The following is a 16,215-nucleotide window of genomic DNA, read 5'->3' as shown; positions in this document are numbered from 1 at the left end:
CTTCATGTTGTCGTAGATGCCGCGCCTGGCCACCCCGCCCAGCGCAGCAAAGCTGCGCGTGTGCGCATCGAACAGCATCTCGTGGCCCTGGCTTGGATACGCCACCAGCCAGAACGCGCGGCTGGCACACAGCTTCATGTGTGAGACCTGCAGCCGGTAGTAAATGCCGCCCACCACCAGCCCTTCTTCGCTCCAGTCGAACTGGAATGCCTCGCCCAACTCAAACGACAACGGCACGAAGGCACGCGTCGATGCCGTCTGGCCCTCGCCTTGGCGCCACTGGCGGATGAAGTCCGTCACCCGCGTGTAGCCCCCATCGTAGCCCGCCGCCTTGATCTCGCCGTATAGCGCCCGTGCACTTCGACGCTCGTGCTTGGGCCGATGGGCATCGCCCTTGAGCGCTTGTTTGAGCACTTCGTGGAAGGCGGTCAACTTGCCCGGCCGCTCGCTTCGCCGGTACCTGGGCTCGCCATCCAATGGCGCCTTGAGCCATTTGGCTATCGTGTTGCGCGACAACCCCGTCATCCGCGAGATCTCCCGCTCTGACTTCTTGCCTCGGCTGTGCAGCCTCCGGATTCTTCCGATCATGTCCATGGTGATCACTCTCGAACCCCGCTGAATCAAAAAGCAGCAGGGTAGGTTGAACACCTGGCTCAGTTTTGGGTCGGCACACCCTTCACGTGTGGCTCAGTTTTCGGTCGGCGCCAACAAGCAGAGCCCGCCCTTACTCCACCGTCACCGACTTGGCCAGATTCCGCGGCTTGTCCACATCCGTCCCCCGCGCACACGCCGTGTGATACGCCAGCAACTGCAGCGGCACCACATGCAGGATCGGTGACAGCGCACCATAGTGCTCCGGCAGGCGGATCACATGGATACCCGGCTCGGCCTGGATGTGCGTGTCCGCATCGGCGCACACATACAGCTCGCCGCCACGCGCCCGCACTTCCTGCATGTTGCTCTTGAGCTTTTCCAGCAGCGTGTCGTGCGGGGCCACCACCACCACGGGCATCTCGCTGGTCACCAGCGCCAGCGGGCCATGCTTGAGCTCACCGGCCGGGTAGGCCTCGGCGTGGATGTAGCTGATCTCCTTCAGCTTCAAGGCACCTTCCAGCGCGATCGGGTAGTGCAACCCACGGCCCAGGAACAGCGCGTTGTCCTTGCGCGCGAAGGCCTCGGCCCAGGCCATCACCTGCGGCTCCAGCGCCAGCACCGATTGCAGCGCAGCGGGCAGGTGGCGCATGGCCTTGAGGTGGGCGGCCTCTTGCGCTTCGTTCAGGCGACCCTTCACCTTGGCCAAGGTCAGCGTCAGCAGGAACAGGCCGGCCAGCTGCGTGGTGAAGGCCTTGGTGCTGGCCACGCCGATCTCCACGCCGGCGCGTGTCACGTAGGCCAGCTTGCATTCGCGCACCATGGCGCTGGTGGCCACGTTGCAGATGGTCAGCGTGTGCTCCATGCCCAGGCTGCGCGCGTGCTTGAGCGCGGCCAGGGTGTCGGCCGTTTCGCCCGATTGGCTGATGGTGACGACCAGGGTGCTGGGCACGGGCACGCTGTCGCGGTAGCGGTATTCGCTGGCGATCTCCACCGTGGTGGGGATGCCGGCGATGGATTCGAGCCAGTAGCGCGCAGCGCTGCCCGAGTAGTAGCTGGTGCCGCAGGCCAGGATCAGCACGCGGTCGATCTGGCCGAACACGCTGGCGGCCTTGTCGCCGAACAGATCGGGGGTGATGCCCTGCACGCCTTCGAGCGTGTCGGCGATGGCGCGCGGCTGCTCGAAGATCTCTTTCTGCATGTAGTGACGGTAGGGGCCCAGCTCCACGGCGCCGCTGTGCGCGGTGACAGTGCGCACGGGGCGCTCGGCGTCAAGCACGCGCTGGTGCTCCTGGCTACCGGGTGCGCGGTGCTCGATCCAGTGGCGGCCCGGCTGCAGGTCGATCACGTCGCCCTCTTCCAGGTAGACGATCTGGTCGGTCACGCCGGCCAGGGCCATAGCGTCAGAGGCCAGGAAGCGCTCGGTCTGGTCCGCACCGCCCACGCCCAGCACCAGAGGCGAGCCCTGGCGGGCACCGACCACACGCTGCGGCTCATCGGCGCAGAACACGGCGATGGCGTAGGCACCCGTCAGGCGCAGGGTGGCGGCTTTCACGGCCGCGAACAGGTCGCCGTCGTACAGGTGCTCCACCAGGTGGGCGATCACCTCGGTGTCGGTCTGGCTGTGGAACTCATAGCCCTTGGCTTGCAGCTCGGCGCGCAGGGCTTCGTAGTTTTCGATGATGCCGTTGTGCACCAGGGCCACGCGGCCGGGCCGGGTGTTGGCGGCATCGGCGCCTGGGCCGTGCGAGAAATGGGGGTGGGCGTTGTGCACCGCGGGCGCGCCGTGCGTGGCCCAGCGGGTGTGGGCGATGCCCAAGGGGCTTTCCAGGCCGTCGTTGGCAACCTGGGTTTGCAGCTCGGCCACGCGGGAGGTGCTGCGGGCGCGCAGCACCTGGCCCTGGCGCAGCACGGCCACGCCGCACGAGTCATAGCCGCGGTATTCAAGGCGCTTGAGGCCTTCGACCAGGATGGGGGTGATGTTGCGCGAACCAACCGCGCCGACGATGCCGCACATGGAAATCTGCTCCTTCTCGCGCTGCTGGCGAGGTGAAGCGGATCCTAGCGCGCCGCAACTGAAATTAATCCATCGATATTTGAACGTATTGATGCAAAATTACCACCATACCAAATTCAAAGAATTTTTATTCAATTTAGGCTGATTTTTGAAAAATCCTTCCATCATCTTGGATTCCAGCGACCTTCGCCTGTTGGACCTGCTACAGCACGACGCCAGCCTGTCCAACCAGGCCCTGGCCGAGGCAGCGCACCTGTCGCCTGCCACCTGCCACCGCCGGGTCAAGCGCCTGCGCGATGAGGGCTGGATCGAGCGCCAGGTGGCCATCGTGTCGGCCGACAAGCTGCGCGAGGCCCAGGGTCAGGGGCTGCAGGCCCTGGTGGAGGTGACGCTGGATGTGCAGGCCGAAGAGGCCATGGCGCGCTTCGAGGCCCATGCCGTGCAGGATGCGGCCGTGCAGCAGTGCTGGCGCGTGTCACCCGGGCCGGACTTCATGCTGGTGCTGGCCGTGGCCGACATGGACGGCTACCAGCAGGTGGCGGCCCGGCTGTTCACCGGGGCGCTGGGGGTGCGCAATGTGCGGGCCTTCTTCGCCGTGAAGCGGGCCAAGTTCGACACCGCCCTGCCCCTGGCGTGGCCACGAGGCGCCCCTGCTCAGGGATGAGGAGGCAGCGACGGCAGCGTGAGCGGATCGACCAGGTGGGTTTCCTGACGCAAGGTCAGCGGGGTGCCGTCCAGCAGATGCTTGCTGGCTGTGGCTGAAGGCTGGACGGGCAAGGGCGGGGGCGGGGCCAGCAGTTCCTCATCGGTCATCGTGACCACTGGCGCCTGCTTGTCACGAGCGGGGGAGCCTCCCGCATGCGCTTGCTGGGCGCCGTAGTGCTGCGACAAGGTCTGCTCGGCCTCGATCTGCTGCACTGTTGCCCGCACCCACCAGATACCAACGGCCAGCACCAGTACTCCCAACACGCTGATGAGGGGCACCAGGCGCCTCTTGCTCAGCCAGGGGTTGGTCAGATTACCGGGGAGGGGCGGCTGCCAATGCACATCTACCCGGCCATCATCAGGCTCGTCAGGCGCAGGCTGTGGCGGTAGGCTGGTGTCTCCGCCACCGAAACCCATGGTGGTACGCCACAGGTTCTGCAGGCGAGAAGCCGGCCCCGCCTCAGAGACCACAGCAGGGGCCTGCGCATCAGCCAGTTCAGCGTCATAGGCGGCCCGCGACGTTGGATCGGCCAGTACCTCGTAAGCGGCATTCAAGGCCACCATGTCCCCGTGCGAGGTGCCAGGTTGCATGTGCCTATCAGGGTGGTGCTTCGCCGCCAGCGCGCGGTAGGCCGCACGGATCACCTCGATCGGGGCGTCCGGGTTGACCTTCAATCGCTCATAGTGATTCACAACTGCACGGTTCCAGGGGCTGATGCGGGTGCATTGATCTTACCGCCTGACGTCACGTGTTCATCCCCCTACATTGGGCATGATCACTTGGGTTGTTTGACGGGCCGCGTCCAGCCCGCCAGGCTCACGGCCTTGGTGCGGGCCACGGTGAGCTGGCCGGCCGGGGCGTTCTTGGACAGGGTGGAGCCGCCGCCGATGGTGGCGCCATCGCCCAGGGTGATGGGCGCGATCAGCACGCAGTTGGAGCCCACGTGCACGTCGTTGCCGATGACGGTGCGGTGCTTGTTGGCGCCGTCGTAGTTGGCGGTGATGCTGCCGGCGCCGTAGTTCACGCGCTCGCCCACGGTGGCATCGCCCAGGTAGGCCAGGTGATTGGCCTTGGCCCCACGCGCGAGGGTGGAGTTCTTGACCTCGACAAAGTTGCCGATGTGCACCTCGGCGCCCAGTTGCGCACCGGGGCGCAGGCGGGCGAAGGGGCCAATCAGCGAGCCCTCGCCCACGGTCACGCCCTCCTTGTCGCCATCGATGTGGGTGAAGGGGTGGATCACGGCGCCAGCTTCGATGCGGGCGTTGCGGACCACGCAGTGGGCGCCGATGCGCACCTCGTCGCCCAGGCTCACATCGCCTTCGAAGATGCAGTTGACGTCGATGTCCACATCGCGGCCGCAGGCCAGCGTGCCGCGCAGATCGAAGCGGGCCGGATCGGCCAGGCGCACGCCCTGCTCCATCAGGCGTTCGGCCTGGGCGCGCTGATGGCGGCGCTCCAGATCAGCCAGCTGGGCCGGGCTGTTCACGCCCAGCACCTCGGTCTCATCGCCCGGGTGGGCAGCCACCACGGGCACGCCATCGGCCACGGCGCTGGCCACCACGTCGGTGAGGTAGTACTCGCCTTGGGCGTTGTCGTTGCGCAGACCGGCCAGGGCCTGCTTGAGCCAGCGCGTGGGCGCAGCCATCATGCCGGTGTAGACCTCACGGATGGCGCGCTGCGCCTCGCTCGCATCCTTGTGTTCGACGATGGCCTTGACGGTGGGCTGTGAATCTTCGGTCGCCTGATCCCGCACGATGCGGCCATAGCCGGTGGGGTCATCGAGTACCACGGTGAGCAGGGCCAGGCGTTCGCCGCCGCAGGCCTCGACCAGGGCACGCGCGGTGGCGGCCTCGATCAGGGGCACATCGCCATTGAGGATCAGCGTGGTGCCTTCGTCGGGCAGTTGCGGCACGGCCTGCTGCACGGCGTGGCCGGTGCCCAGTTGCGGCTCTTGCCGTGCGAAGGCCAGCGGGGCTTGCGCAAACGCGACGCGCATGGCCTGTTCCACCGCGTCGGCGCCATGGCCGGTGATCACGATCAGCTTTTGCGCACCCAGGCCCTGCGTGGTGCCGATCACGTGCGACAGCATGGGCCGCCCCGCCAGCTTGTGCAGCACCTTGGGCCGCGAAGACTTCATGCGAGTGCCTTTGCCGGCGGCCATGATGACGATGGACAGGGACATGGTGCGATCGATGCGAGCGTGAGGGAACGTTTTACTTGGCAGGCGCGGTGACGGCTGCGGGTGCGGGCGCAGGCGCTGCGGCCGACACGGGCTTGGCCGGCTGAGGGATGGGAACCGTGACCACGCGGGGGCTGATGGCCTGGGCCGGGAAATCCTGCAGCGCCGCATCGAACATGGGCTGCATCAGGCTTTCGACGATGCCGCCGGCGCGGCGGTGCGTGGCGTGGGTTTCGTACAGGGTCTGGCTGGTGGCCTTGTCGCGCATCAGCACATCCACCTGCATCTGCGTGACGGGCGGATCGAAGCTCATGCCGAAGCCCAGGCCGCCACGGCCGCCCCAGAAGCCGCCGAAGCCCCCGAAGAAGCGGCCATCCCAGCGGTCGAACGGGTCGTAGCCCGAATACAGGGTGCGTGCCTGGGCGGCCACCTGCACCAGCACATCGGCCTTCTGGGGCGAATCGGCCTCGACGAAGCCCTTGCGCGTGAGCGCGGGGCGGGCTGCGGCCTCGACACGGCTCTGGAAATCAGCCTGGGCCTGCTGAGAAGGCAGACGCTCGAAGGCGTAGCGCGGCAGCGGGCGGGTGGGCGGCCACTGGCCGAAGCTGGACACATCGGCCGTGATCGAGTTCATGGTGCCGCAACCGGCCAGGACAAGTGTGGCCGCCACAGCCAGGCACAAGGATCCGAATTTCATCGCCGTCTCCTGTTATGGACTCAGTCGTTCTGCTTGGCGCCGTTTGCACTCAGCTTGATCACCGACACGGGGATGCCGGCCAGCGCAGGCGGCGAGGCGCCATCAGCCGGCGTGCCGCAGCCTTCGTCTTCATCGAAGGCGATGTCGCCGCCGGCTTCGGGGCGCCCAGAGGCTTTGATGGTCTGGAAGGGGTAGAGGTTCCGGTCCATCAGGTGCGAGGGCACGATGCTGGACAGGGCCGTGAACAGGTTGTCGACGCGGCCGGGGAAGCGACGGTCCCAGTCGTTGATCATTTCGCGCATCTGCTGGCGCTGCAGGCCGTCCTGGCTGCCGCACAGGTTGCACGGGATGATGGGGAACTCACGGTATTCCGCGTAGGTGGCCAGGTCCTTCTCGGCGCAGTAGGCCATGGGGCGGATCACCACATGTTCGCCATTGTCGGTCACCAGCTTCGGGGGCATGCCCTTGAGCTTGGAGCCGAAGAACATGTTCATGAACAGGGTCTGCAGGATGTCGTCGCGGTGGTGGCCCAGCGCGATCTTGGTGCAGCCCAGCTCATTGGCCACGCGGTACAGGATGCCGCGGCGCAGGCGCGAGCACAGGCTGCAGGTGGTCTTGCCTTCGGGGATGACCTTCTTGACGACGCTGTAGGTGTCCTGCTCTTCGATGCGGAAGGGCACGCCCACCTTGGTGAGGTATTCGGGCAGCACGTGCTCGGGAAAGCCGGGCTGCTTCTGGTCGAGGTTGACGGCCACGATCTCGAACTTGATGGGCGCCCGCTTCTGCAGGTTCATCAGGATGTCGAGCATGCCGTAGCTGTCCTTGCCGCCGGACATGCAGACCATGACCTTGTCGCCGTCTTCGATCATGTTGAAGTCGGCAATGGCCTGGCCGACCTCGCGGTGCAGGCGCTTGCTGAGCTTGTTCATCTCGAAGGCGTGCTTCTTGGCCTGGGCGGCGGCCAGGGCATCGTCTTCGGGGGTGGACAGGAGCTGGGGGGAGACGGCGTCGTTCATCCCGTGATTTTCGCCGATCTGCCGGCAAAACGGGCGGAGGGGCCCCGAAGCCGGGGTTCGGGCTGTTCACAAACCCCAAAAACGACTGTTGCGTGCCGCTTTAGGAAGCCGTGGCGCTGGTTGACGATTGCTGTTTGGGGGCCTTTGCGGCGAACCGAAGCAGGCTCTCGGGGTACACGGCTCCGCTCATGTCCTCCGGCCGGGCTTCGCCCGCCCTCCCCCTTTACTTCGCTACGCCGTGCACCCCGAGAGCCTGCTTCTTTCACCGCGGCGGCTGGAGAATGGAGATGAGAGGCGGCGTTGGCCGCCTCTCATCTCCTGGCCTTCGCGTAGCGAAGGCACTGCCAGAGCGCCGGCCACCCACGCCAAGCGGCCTGCTCAAGCGGCGGCCACACCCAAATCCATCAGGTCAGCTCACCATTGCCCCGTTTCCATCCGGATCGCGACTTCGCAGTCATCGAAGATCTCCAGCTTGGCGATCTTGACGCGCACACCCTGCACACCAGGCAGCCCCAGCAGGCGGTTGCTAACCTTGCCGATCAGCGTTTCGAGCAAGTTGACGTGCTGCGCCCGGCACTCTTCGATGATGATCGCGCGCACCTTGCGGTAATCGAGCACGTTCATGATCTCGTCGTCGTGGGGCAGCAGGGGCTGGCTGCCCATGTTCAGCTCGGCATCGACCTGGATGGGCTGCGGGGCGTCGAACTCATGGGCCAGCAGGCCCAGGCTGGCATCGAAGCGCAGGCCGGTGAGGGTGAGGGTCTGGTTGCCTTTGGTCAGGGACATGGCCGGGGCTCCGGTGACGCGAGGGCGCGTCACATCATGGAAAAGTCGCGGGGAAATCGTTGCAGGTGCTGGCCGCCATCGACCAGCAGGGTGGTGCCGGTGATCGAGCGGTTGGCCAGCGCGAACGCCACGGTGGCGGCCACATCACCCGGGGTGGACGAGCGGCCCAGGGGCGAGGCGCGGTGCAGTTGATCAAAACGGTCACCCTGCAGCCATTCGCTGGTGAGGGTCAGGCCCGGGGCCACGCCCACCACACGCACGCGCGGCGCCAGCGCCAGCGCCAGCAAGGTGGTGGCCGATTCCAGGGCGGCCTTGGACAGGGTGTAGCTGATGAAATCCGGGTTGGGGTTCCACAGCTTCTGGTCCAGCAGGTTCACCACAGCGGCATCCACGTCATCGGGCAGGTCGGTGACCTGGGCGCCACTGCCCTGCTCTGCCCCTGCGGCGGTGGGCGGGGACAAGCCTTCGCGGGCAGCCACATGTTCTGCCAAGGCCTGCGCCAACACGATGGCCGGCGCGGTGTTGGCGCGCAGGTGGTGCTCCAGCATGGCGTAGGTGAAGGTGGCGGCGGTGTCGTATTCAAAGGCCGAGGCGTTGTTCACCACGGCATCGAGCCGCCCCAGGGCCTGCACCACCTGCGGCACCACGGCGTGGCAGGCGGCCTCATCGGCCAGATCGGCCTGGATCACACAGGCGTGGCGGCCGATGGCGCGGATGTCATCGGCGGTGGCTTCGGCCTCTTCGCGCGAGGCGCGGCAGTGCACGGCCACATCCCAGCCCTGCACGGCCAGGGCCAGCGCGATCTCGCGGCCCAGGCGGCGCCCGGCCCCCGTGACCAGCGCGGTGCGCGCCCGGCCCGTGGCCGCGGGCAACACCGGCTGCACCAGTTGGCCTCGCACGGCAGTGTCGGTGTCGTCGGGTAGCTCGTCGATGGGGTTGGGAACGGAGGGCTTGGGCTGGTCGATGTCAGACATGGTGGCACACGGGTGGTGGGTGCGTTCCTACAATACGGCATGGACCGCCCCGATGCTTCGAGCCACAGTGTAGTGGCCGCACCTTTCCCCCACCACCCGCTGGCCCGGCTGATCGCCGACGAGATCCGCCAGCGCGGGGGCTGGATGCGCTTCGAGCGCTACATGGAACTGGCCCTCTACGCCCCGGGACTGGGGTACTACAGCGGTGGCCACCGTGTGATCGGCAAAGACCCTGCCGACGGCAGCGATTTCGTCACCGCGCCCGAACTCACCCCCATGTTCGGCCACGCCCTGGCCCGCCAGATCGAGCAGGCCCTTGACGCCACTGGCACCGACCAGGTGTGGGAGTTCGGCGCCGGCACCGGTGCGCTGGCCGAGCAGTTGCTGGGCGAGCTGGGTGACCGCATCCAGCGCTACACCATCGTCGATCTGTCGGGCACCTTGCGCGAGCGCCAGCATGCGCGCCTGGCCGCCTCGCACCCCGAGCAGGTGCGCAAGGTGGTCTGGGCAGACAGCCTGCCCGACGAACTGCATGGCGTGATCGTGGGCAACGAGGTGCTGGACGCCATGCCCGTGCACCTTCTGAGCTGGGACGGTCAGGCCTGGCAGGAGCGCGGCGTGGCGCTGGCCGATGCGCCGGCCGGAACAGAGGGCGAGCCCGCCTTCACCTGGGCCGATCGCCCCGTACCCGAGGGCGTGCGCCCGCCCACCGATCGGCCCGATGCCGATTTCGTGCCCGGCACCGTCACCGAAACCCATGGCCAGGCCGAGGCCTTCGTGGCCACGCTGGCCGAGCGCATGAGCCGCGGCGCCGCCTTCTTCCTGGACTACGGTTTTCCGGAAAGCGAGTACTACCTGCCCCAGCGCAGCGGCGGCACCTTGATGTGCCACCAGGGCCACCGCAGTGACCCGGATCCGCTGGTGGCCGTGGGCCACAAGGACATCACCACCCACGTGAACTTCACGGGCATCGCGTTGGCCGGCCAGGAAGCCGGCTGGGAGGTGCTGGGCTACACCAGCCAGGCGCGCTTCCTGACCAATTGCGGGCTGTTGCGCCCGCTGGCGGCCAGCCCGCCCCGGGACGCGGCCGAGGTCAAGACCCGGGCAGCCCTGCAGATGCTGCTGGCCGAGCACGAGATGGGCGAACTGTTCAAGGTGATCGGTTTCGTGAAGGGCGAGTGGTTCGATGCCCTGGGCTTCAGCCAGGGCGACCGCACCCACACGCTCTGAGCGCGCAAGGCGCGCGCCTGCGTGAAACGCCGCTTGGCGCGATAATCGGGGCATGCTGCAACAACGCACCATCAAATCGCTGACCCGCGCCGTGGGCGTGGGCCTGCACAGCGGCCAACGTGTCGAACTGACCCTGCGCCCGGCCCCGCCGGACACGGGCATCGTGTTCCGTCGCGTGGACCTGCCTCAGCCGGTGGACATCCCCGTCAACGCCGAGGCCGTGTGCGACACGCGCCTGGCCTCCACCCTGTCACCCGGGGGCGATCCTGGCGCACCCAAGGTGCACACCGTCGAGCACCTGATGTCGGCCTGCGCCGGGCTGGGCCTGGACAACCTCTACATCGACATCACGGCCGAGGAAGTGCCCATCCTGGATGGGTCCGCCGCCGCGTTTGTCTACCTGCTGCAAAGTGCCGGTGTCGAACTGCAGAAGGCCCCCAAGCGCTTCATGCGCGTGCTCAAGCCCATTGAGGTGCGCGAAGGCGAAGGCCCGTCGCTCAAGTGGGCACGGCTGGAGCCCTTCCACGGCTACAAGCTGGCCTTCGAGATCGATTTCCACCACCCTGCGGTGGACCAGACCGGCCAGCGCGTGGAGTTCGATTTCTCTACCGGGCAGTACAAGCGCGACATCTCGCGCGCCCGCACCTTCGGCTTCACGAAGGATGTGGAAATGATGCGTTCGCGCGGCCTGGGGCTGGGTGGCAGCATGGACAACGCCATCGTGGTCGACGATTACCGCGTGCTCAATGGCGACGGTCTGCGCTACGACGACGAGTTCGTCAAGCACAAAATCCTCGATGCCATCGGCGACCTGTACGTGGTGGGCCACCCGCTGCTGGCGGCCTACAGCGCCTACAAGTCGGGCCATGCGCTCAACAACAAGCTGCTGCGCGCCCTGAAGGCCGATGCCTCCGCCTGGGAGATCGCCACCTTCGAGGACAAGGCCCAGGCCCCCAAGGGCATGGCCGAGCTGACCCCGGCCTGGTAACCGAACCGATAAGGACTGCTGCACCATGGTGCTGTTCCGCTGGATGGTGCTGCTGATGGCCCTGGCCTTCGTGCTGTGCATGGCCGCCTACACGGTCACGCGCCAGCCCGTGTGGCGCGCACGTGGCATGACCACGCTGCGATGGATGGTGGTGCTGGGCCTCGGGTTTTTCGGACTGCTGATCCTGCGCCGCGCGGCTGTCTTCATCTGACACAGGTGAGAGGTGGGCCCAGCCCCCTTGTTCGCGGGGGTGGCACTGGCTAGCATGGGGCATGGATTACGCCGCCCTGCATCAACGCTCCCTTCAAGACCGCGACGCCTACTGGCGTGAGCAATCGGCCCGCATCGACTGGCGCCGCCGCCCGGACCAGGTCTGCGACACCAGCAACCCACCCTTTGCACGCTGGTTCGTGGGCGGCCAGACCAACCTGTGCCACAACGCGGTGGACCGCCACCTGCCCCACCGCGCCGACCAGCCCGCACTGATCCACGTCTCCACCGAGACCGGCACCGAGCAGGTGCTGACCTATGCGCAACTGCACCGCGAGGTGCAGGCCATGGCGTCGATGCTGCAGAGCCTGGGCGTGCGCCAGGGCGACCGCGTGCTGCTGTACATGCCCATGATCCCGCAGGCCGTGATCGCCATGCTGGCCACGGTGCGCCTGGGCGCCATCCATTCGGTGGTGTTTGGCGGCTTTGCCAGCAACTCTCTGGCCAGCCGCATCGACGATGCGCGGCCCAAGGTGATCGTCACGGCCGATGGCGGCTCGCGCGGCGGCAAGGTGGTGGCCTACAAGCCCCTGCTCGATGAAGCCCTGCGCCAGGCCACGCACGCCGTGGACCACGTGCTGCTGGTCGACCGCGGCCTGGCCCCGGCCGACCGGCTGCCGCCACGCGATGTGGACTTCACACGCCTGCGCGAACAGCACCTGAACAAGCCCGACATCCCCTGCGCCTGGGTGGATGCCACGCACCCCAGCTACATCCTCTACACCAGCGGCACCACCGGCAAGCCCAAGGGCGTGCAGCGCGACACCGGTGGGTATGCCGTGGCCCTGGCCGCGTCGATGGAGCAGCTCTACCAGGGCCGTCCGGGCGAGACCTTCTTCTGCGCCAGCGACATCGGCTGGGTGGTGGGGCACAGCTACATCGTCTATGGCCCCTTGATCACGGGCATGGCCACCATCGTCTACGAAGGCTTGCCGATACGGCCGGATGCGGCCATCTGGTGGTCACTGGTCGAGAAGTACAAGGTCAGCGTGATGTTCTCGGCACCCACGGCCATCCGAGTGCTCAAGAAGCAGGACCCGGCCTGCCTGTCAAAGCATGACCTGTCCAGCCTGAAGCAGCTGTTCCTGGCCGGTGAGCCGCTGGACGAGCCCACGGCGCGCTGGATCACCGATGCCTTGGGCAAGCCCGTGGTCGACAACTACTGGCAGACCGAGACGGGCTGGCCCATCCTGAGCGTGCCGCGCGGCGTGCAGGCCGATCTGCCTGCCAAGTTCGGATCGCCAGGCGTGGCCATGCCAGGCTACGACGTGCGCCTGCTGAACGAGGCCACCGGCGAAGAGCTCACGGCTGTCGATCAAAAAGGCGTGGTCGCGATCCGCTATCCGTTGCCCCCCGGTTGCCTGCAGACGGTGTGGGGCGATGACGAGCGCTATGTGAAGACCTACTGGCGCAGCTTTGGCGCCACGCCTGAGTTCTACAACACCTTCGACTGGGGCATCCGAGATGCGGACGGCTACCACTTCATCCTGGGCCGCACCGACGATGTGATCAACGTGGCCGGCCACCGCCTGGGCACGCGCGAGATCGAAGAAGCCATCAGCAGCCATGCGGCCGTGGCCGAGGTAGCGGTGGTGGGCGTGCACGATGCGCTCAAGGGCCAGGTGCCGATGGCGTTCGCAGTGCTGAAGAACGCCGCAGCCGCTGACACACCAGAGGCCGCACAGGCGCTTGAGGCCGACGTGATGCGCAAGGTGGATCAGCACCTGGGTGCGGTGGGCCGCCCATCACGCGTGGTGTTCGTGAACGCGCTGCCCAAGACGCGCTCGGGCAAGCTGCTGAGGCGGGCCATCCAGGCTGTATGCGAGGGGCGTGACGCGGGGGATCTGACCACCATTGAAGACCCAGTCGCATTGGCGCAACTAGAGCAGCAACTGAATACGCCCTGAACCCCGCGTTCACGTGGTTTAGGCCGGTCTCACGCAACGCCGAACTTCATACAACATTACACTCTCAGGCGTTTCCAACCATACGTCTCCAGGGAGAGATCATGCAGTTTGTCCATGCAGTGCGTGGCATCGCGTCAGCGTGCCTCATGTCGGTTCTCGCCGCTTGCGGCGGCGGTGGCGGCGGCGATGAGCCAGTGGTCACTTATCCAGCAAGCAACACAGTCACGGTTGACACCGGCAATGCCTCCACAGCAGCGGGCAGCTACGCCCTTGATCCGTCCTCCATTGACAGCGAGCTCGATCCCACCGGAGACGGCCGCACCCTCGAATTCGCTGTTGCGGAAGACACGGCCGGCAAGTTCCAGCTCGTGATCGGATTCCTTCAGAACGACACCAGCAAGTACATCCTGTATTTCGATGACGCCAACGCTGACTACGCGTGCCGCAGCAGCAACGTGAGCAACGCTGAACTGGAGGCGCTGGCAGGCGGCCCTGCCAACAACCTGCCTGTGTGCAGCGGCACCGTGAAGATCGATGCTGGCGCTCATAACCTGCGTGCCTCGAAGGTCACGATCGGCAACCCCGACACTCCCTCCGACAAGGTCGTCATCAGCGTCAATTTCGCCTGGACGATCTGACGAGCACCACGATCGAGCGCACCCCTGTCAAAGCAGGGGTGCCTTTGTCAGGCCGCCACCTGGTGGATCGCCTCCCGCACCCGCGGGTAGATCTCGTTCTGCCAGCGGCGGCCGCTGAACACCCCATAGTGCCCCACCCCGGTCTGCACGTGGTGGTTGCGAAGGTAGGGCCGCACGCTGGGGCACAGGTCCTGGGCGGCCACGGTCTGCCCCACTGAGCAGATGTCATCGCGTTCACCTTCCACGGTGAACAGCGCCGTCTTGCGGATGGCACGCGGCTCGACCAGCCCGCCCCGGAAGCTCAGTTCGCCGCGCGGCAAATCGTAGGTCTGGAAGACCTTGCCCACCGTTTCCAGGTAGAACTCGGCCGGCAGGTCGGCCACGGCGAAGTACTCCTCGTAGAAGGCTTTCACGTGCGCTGCCTTGTCGCCCTCGCCATTGGCGATCTGATCGCGCATGCTCTGGAAGGCGCCCAGGTGGCGCTCCATGTTCATGCTCATGAAGGCCGTGAGCTGCACGAAGCCGGGGTACACCTTGCGGCCCGCGCCGCGCTGCGTCCACGGCACCGTGTGGATCATGTTCTTCTCGAACCAGCTCATGGGCTTGCTGACGGCCAGGTCGTTCACCGAGGTCGGGTTGACACGGCAGTCGATAGGGCCGGCCATCAAGGTCAGGCTGCGCGGCTGGGCAGGGTGGTTGTCCTGCGCCATCAGCGCGGTGGCGGCCAACGAGGCCACGCAGGGCTGGCAGATCGCCATCAGGTGGGCACCCGGCCCCATCTTGTCCAGGAAACGGATCAGGTGGTCGGTGTAGTCGTCCAGGCCGAACACGCCGTGGCGCAAAGGCACGTCGCGGGCGTTGTGCCAATCGGTGATGAAGACATCATGGTCCTGCAGCAGCGTGCGCACGGTGTCGCGCAGCAAGGTGGCGAAGTGGCCCGACATGGGCGCCACCAGCAGCACGGGTGGCTGCTCCAGATCCCGGTCCTTGCGGAAATGCAGCAGCGTGCCGAAAGGCGTGCTCATCACCGCCTCTTCGATGATGCCGCAGGTGACGCCATTACTCTCGACCGATTCGATGTTGAACGCCGGCCGCGCATGGGTGATGCGCCAGCGGTTGAACACCTCGCTGGCGGCCATGGCGCTGCGGGTGAGCATGCCGCCTGCGGCCAGATCGCGCCATGTGGCGGTGGGCTCCCCGGGGGGCAGCACATGCTGCGCCCAGTCGGAGATGCTCTGTGCCATCACATGGAAGGGGGCCATCAGGCGCTGATGGCTGTCAAAGGTGGCGTATAGCATCGTGTCCCCAGGAGCGGTGTTGGCAGACAACCTGCAAGTTGCGAGCCATGACCGGCGTGCACCCTGCGCAAGGCGTGCCAGGAGGCGAGGCTTGGCACGGCCCCTGCTAGCTGCGTGTGAGCGGCTTCAACGAACCCACCCACCACGCAGCATGGCCACCACCACCCTCGCCCCGCGCAAGACTGTCGCCACCAAGAAGGCTGTCTCCAAGGCAGCCGCCCCGAAAGCCACGCCGCCTGCCAAGGTGGCCAAGCCGGAGGTGGCCGCCGCGGTGCTCACGATCACCAGCAAGAACTACTCGTCATGGTCCTTGCGCGGCTGGCTGCTGGCGCGCTTCTCAGGCCTGCCGTTCAGCGAACACGTGCTGCCGCCGGACGACCCCGCAACCCGTGCCGAGATCCTGCTGCTGTCGTCCTCGATCCGCGTGCCCAGCCTGGAGCACGCTGGCGTGCTGGTGTGGGACACGCTGGCCATCGCCGAGTACCTCAACGAGGTGGCCCCCGAGGCCGGCCTGCTGCCCAAGGACGCCCGCGCCCGCGCCCATTGCCGCGCCATCAGCGGCGAGATGCACTCGGGCTTCACCGCCCTGCGCTCGGCCCTGCCCATGAACCTGCGCGCCCACTTCCCGAAGTTCAAGGTATGGTCGCGCGCCCAGGCCGACTTGCAGCGCATCACCGCCATCTGGCAAGAGTGCCTGGAAACCTACGGCGGGCCTTTCCTGTTCGGTGCTCAGCGCACCGTGGCCGACGCGATGTACGCCCCGGTGTGCACGCGCTTCGCCACCTACGATGTGAAGCTCGATGCTGTCAGCGCCGCCTACCGCGACCTGATGCTCAGCCAGCCCGAGATGCAGGAGTGGCTGGCCGCGGCCAAGACCGAGCCCATCGAGATCGATGAGCTCGACGTCGAGTTCTGAGC

General features: G+C 66.7%; 16 protein-coding genes. 7 read left to right on the top strand and 9 right to left on the bottom strand.

Translation table 11 applies throughout. The features are described from left to right. On the bottom strand, window positions 1-594 hold a 594-nt coding region (gene istA, locus EIP75_RS16660), incomplete at its 3' end, for an IS21 family transposase (protein ID WP_125244407.1). A gap of 130 nt (window positions 595-724) precedes the next feature. Next, entirely contained in the window at window positions 725-2,608 is a 1,884-nt protein-coding gene (gene glmS / locus EIP75_RS16650; protein WP_125244406.1) for a glutamine--fructose-6-phosphate transaminase (isomerizing), read from the bottom strand. A gap of 169 nt (window positions 2,609-2,777) precedes the next feature. Between glmS and EIP75_RS16645 the strand changes: the two genes are divergently transcribed. Continuing rightward, complete coding sequence (locus EIP75_RS16645) at window positions 2,778-3,272, top strand: Lrp/AsnC family transcriptional regulator (protein ID WP_476561143.1); 495 nt, start codon at window positions 2,778-2,780, stop codon at window positions 3,270-3,272. On the opposite strand, the gene EIP75_RS16640 is transcribed toward EIP75_RS16645, so the two are convergent. The 6 genes from EIP75_RS16640 to EIP75_RS16615 all read right to left on the bottom strand — a co-directional run bounded on the left by EIP75_RS16640 (window position 3,263) and on the right by EIP75_RS16615 (window position 8,966). Beyond that, window positions 3,263-4,006: a J domain-containing protein gene (locus tag EIP75_RS16640; RefSeq protein WP_158622882.1), complete on the bottom strand. Its 744-nt coding sequence runs from the start codon at window positions 4,004-4,006 to the stop codon at window positions 3,263-3,265. The genes EIP75_RS16645 and EIP75_RS16640 overlap by 10 nt on opposite strands. 83 nt (window positions 4,007-4,089) lie before the next feature. Further along, on the bottom strand, window positions 4,090-5,496 hold the full coding sequence (glmU, locus tag EIP75_RS16635; protein ID WP_125244403.1) for a bifunctional UDP-N-acetylglucosamine diphosphorylase/glucosamine-1-phosphate N-acetyltransferase GlmU: 1,407 nt from the start codon (window positions 5,494-5,496) through the stop codon (window positions 4,090-4,092). A 31-nt stretch (window positions 5,497-5,527) separates the two neighbouring features. Further along, a complete protein-coding gene (locus EIP75_RS16630) occupies window positions 5,528-6,190 on the bottom strand; it encodes a DUF4136 domain-containing protein (protein ID WP_125244402.1) in 663 nt (220 codons plus the stop codon). Between the two features lie 20 nt (window positions 6,191-6,210). Beyond that, window positions 6,211-7,206 (bottom strand): tRNA 2-thiocytidine(32) synthetase TtcA, encoded by a 996-nt coding sequence (gene ttcA, locus EIP75_RS16625; RefSeq protein ID WP_125244401.1) that lies wholly within the window; start codon window positions 7,204-7,206, stop codon window positions 6,211-6,213. A gap of 414 nt (window positions 7,207-7,620) precedes the next feature. Then, entirely contained in the window at window positions 7,621-7,992 is a 372-nt protein-coding gene (locus tag EIP75_RS16620) for a dihydroneopterin aldolase (protein WP_125244400.1), read from the bottom strand. Window positions 7,993-8,021: 29 nt separating this feature from the next. Beyond that, entirely contained in the window at window positions 8,022-8,966 is a 945-nt protein-coding gene (locus EIP75_RS16615; protein WP_125244399.1) for an SDR family oxidoreductase, read from the bottom strand. Between the two features lie 39 nt (window positions 8,967-9,005). Between EIP75_RS16615 and EIP75_RS16610 the strand changes: the two genes are divergently transcribed. The 5 genes from EIP75_RS16610 (at window position 9,006) to EIP75_RS16590 (ending at window position 13,999) form a co-directional block, all read left to right on the top strand. After that, complete coding sequence (locus EIP75_RS16610; RefSeq protein ID WP_125244398.1) at window positions 9,006-10,196, top strand: class I SAM-dependent methyltransferase; 1,191 nt, start codon at window positions 9,006-9,008, stop codon at window positions 10,194-10,196. Window positions 10,197-10,248: 52 nt separating this feature from the next. Then, window positions 10,249-11,184, top strand: coding sequence for a UDP-3-O-acyl-N-acetylglucosamine deacetylase (lpxC, locus tag EIP75_RS16605; protein WP_125244397.1), 936 nt, complete (start codon window positions 10,249-10,251; stop codon window positions 11,182-11,184). Between the two features lie 25 nt (window positions 11,185-11,209). After that, window positions 11,210-11,395 (top strand): hypothetical protein, encoded by a 186-nt coding sequence (locus EIP75_RS16600; RefSeq protein WP_125244396.1) that lies wholly within the window; start codon window positions 11,210-11,212, stop codon window positions 11,393-11,395. A 61-nt stretch (window positions 11,396-11,456) separates the two neighbouring features. Beyond that, window positions 11,457-13,361 carry a propionate--CoA ligase gene (locus EIP75_RS16595; protein ID WP_125244395.1) on the top strand — a complete coding sequence of 635 codons (1,905 nt, stop codon included), beginning with the start codon at window positions 11,457-11,459 and terminating at the stop codon, window positions 13,359-13,361. 101 nt (window positions 13,362-13,462) lie between these two features. Next, a complete protein-coding gene (locus tag EIP75_RS16590) occupies window positions 13,463-13,999 on the top strand; it encodes a hypothetical protein (RefSeq protein ID WP_125244394.1) in 537 nt (178 codons plus the stop codon). A 47-nt stretch (window positions 14,000-14,046) separates the two neighbouring features. Here EIP75_RS16590 and EIP75_RS16585 read toward each other — a convergent pair whose 3' ends face one another. Further along, on the bottom strand, window positions 14,047-15,297 hold the full coding sequence (locus EIP75_RS16585) for a polyhydroxyalkanoate depolymerase (RefSeq protein ID WP_125244393.1): 1,251 nt from the start codon (window positions 15,295-15,297) through the stop codon (window positions 14,047-14,049). Between the two features lie 259 nt (window positions 15,298-15,556). Here EIP75_RS16585 and EIP75_RS16580 point away from each other — a divergent pair, with 259 nt between their 5' ends. Beyond that, window positions 15,557-16,213, top strand: coding sequence for a glutathione S-transferase family protein (locus EIP75_RS16580; RefSeq protein ID WP_233584915.1), 657 nt, complete (start codon window positions 15,557-15,559; stop codon window positions 16,211-16,213). Window positions 16,214-16,215: the final 2 nt, after the last annotated feature.

It is taken from the genome of Aquabacterium soli (assembly GCF_003933735.1).
Lineage (GTDB): Bacteria > Pseudomonadota > Gammaproteobacteria > Burkholderiales > Burkholderiaceae_C > Aquabacterium > Aquabacterium soli.
The sequence above is the reverse complement of the archived record's forward strand: the minus strand, read 5'-3'. Positions and strand labels throughout refer to the sequence as shown.

Bases quoted from the DNA above. Each gene is read 5' to 3' on its own strand.
- glmS (WP_125244406.1), bottom strand. From the start codon at position 2,608: ATGTGCGGCATCGTCGGCGCGGTTGGTTCGCGCAACATCACCCCCATC.
- glmU (WP_125244403.1), bottom strand. From the start codon at position 5,496: ATGTCCCTGTCCATCGTCATCATGGCCGCCGGCAAAGGCACTCGCATG.
- EIP75_RS16630 (WP_125244402.1), bottom strand. From the start codon at position 6,190: ATGAAATTCGGATCCTTGTGCCTGGCTGTGGCGGCCACACTTGTCCTG.
- ttcA (WP_125244401.1), bottom strand. From the start codon at position 7,206: ATGAACGACGCCGTCTCCCCCCAGCTCCTGTCCACCCCCGAAGACGAT.
- EIP75_RS16620 (WP_125244400.1), bottom strand. From the start codon at position 7,992: ATGTCCCTGACCAAAGGCAACCAGACCCTCACCCTCACCGGCCTGCGC.
- EIP75_RS16615 (WP_125244399.1), bottom strand. From the start codon at position 8,966: ATGTCTGACATCGACCAGCCCAAGCCCTCCGTTCCCAACCCCATCGAC.
- EIP75_RS16610 (WP_125244398.1), top strand. From the start codon at position 9,006: ATGGACCGCCCCGATGCTTCGAGCCACAGTGTAGTGGCCGCACCTTTC.
- lpxC (WP_125244397.1), top strand. From the start codon at position 10,249: ATGCTGCAACAACGCACCATCAAATCGCTGACCCGCGCCGTGGGCGTG.
- EIP75_RS16600 (WP_125244396.1), top strand. From the start codon at position 11,210: ATGGTGCTGTTCCGCTGGATGGTGCTGCTGATGGCCCTGGCCTTCGTG.
- EIP75_RS16595 (WP_125244395.1), top strand. From the start codon at position 11,457: ATGGATTACGCCGCCCTGCATCAACGCTCCCTTCAAGACCGCGACGCC.
- EIP75_RS16590 (WP_125244394.1), top strand. From the start codon at position 13,463: ATGCAGTTTGTCCATGCAGTGCGTGGCATCGCGTCAGCGTGCCTCATG.
- EIP75_RS16585 (WP_125244393.1), bottom strand. From the start codon at position 15,297: ATGCTATACGCCACCTTTGACAGCCATCAGCGCCTGATGGCCCCCTTC.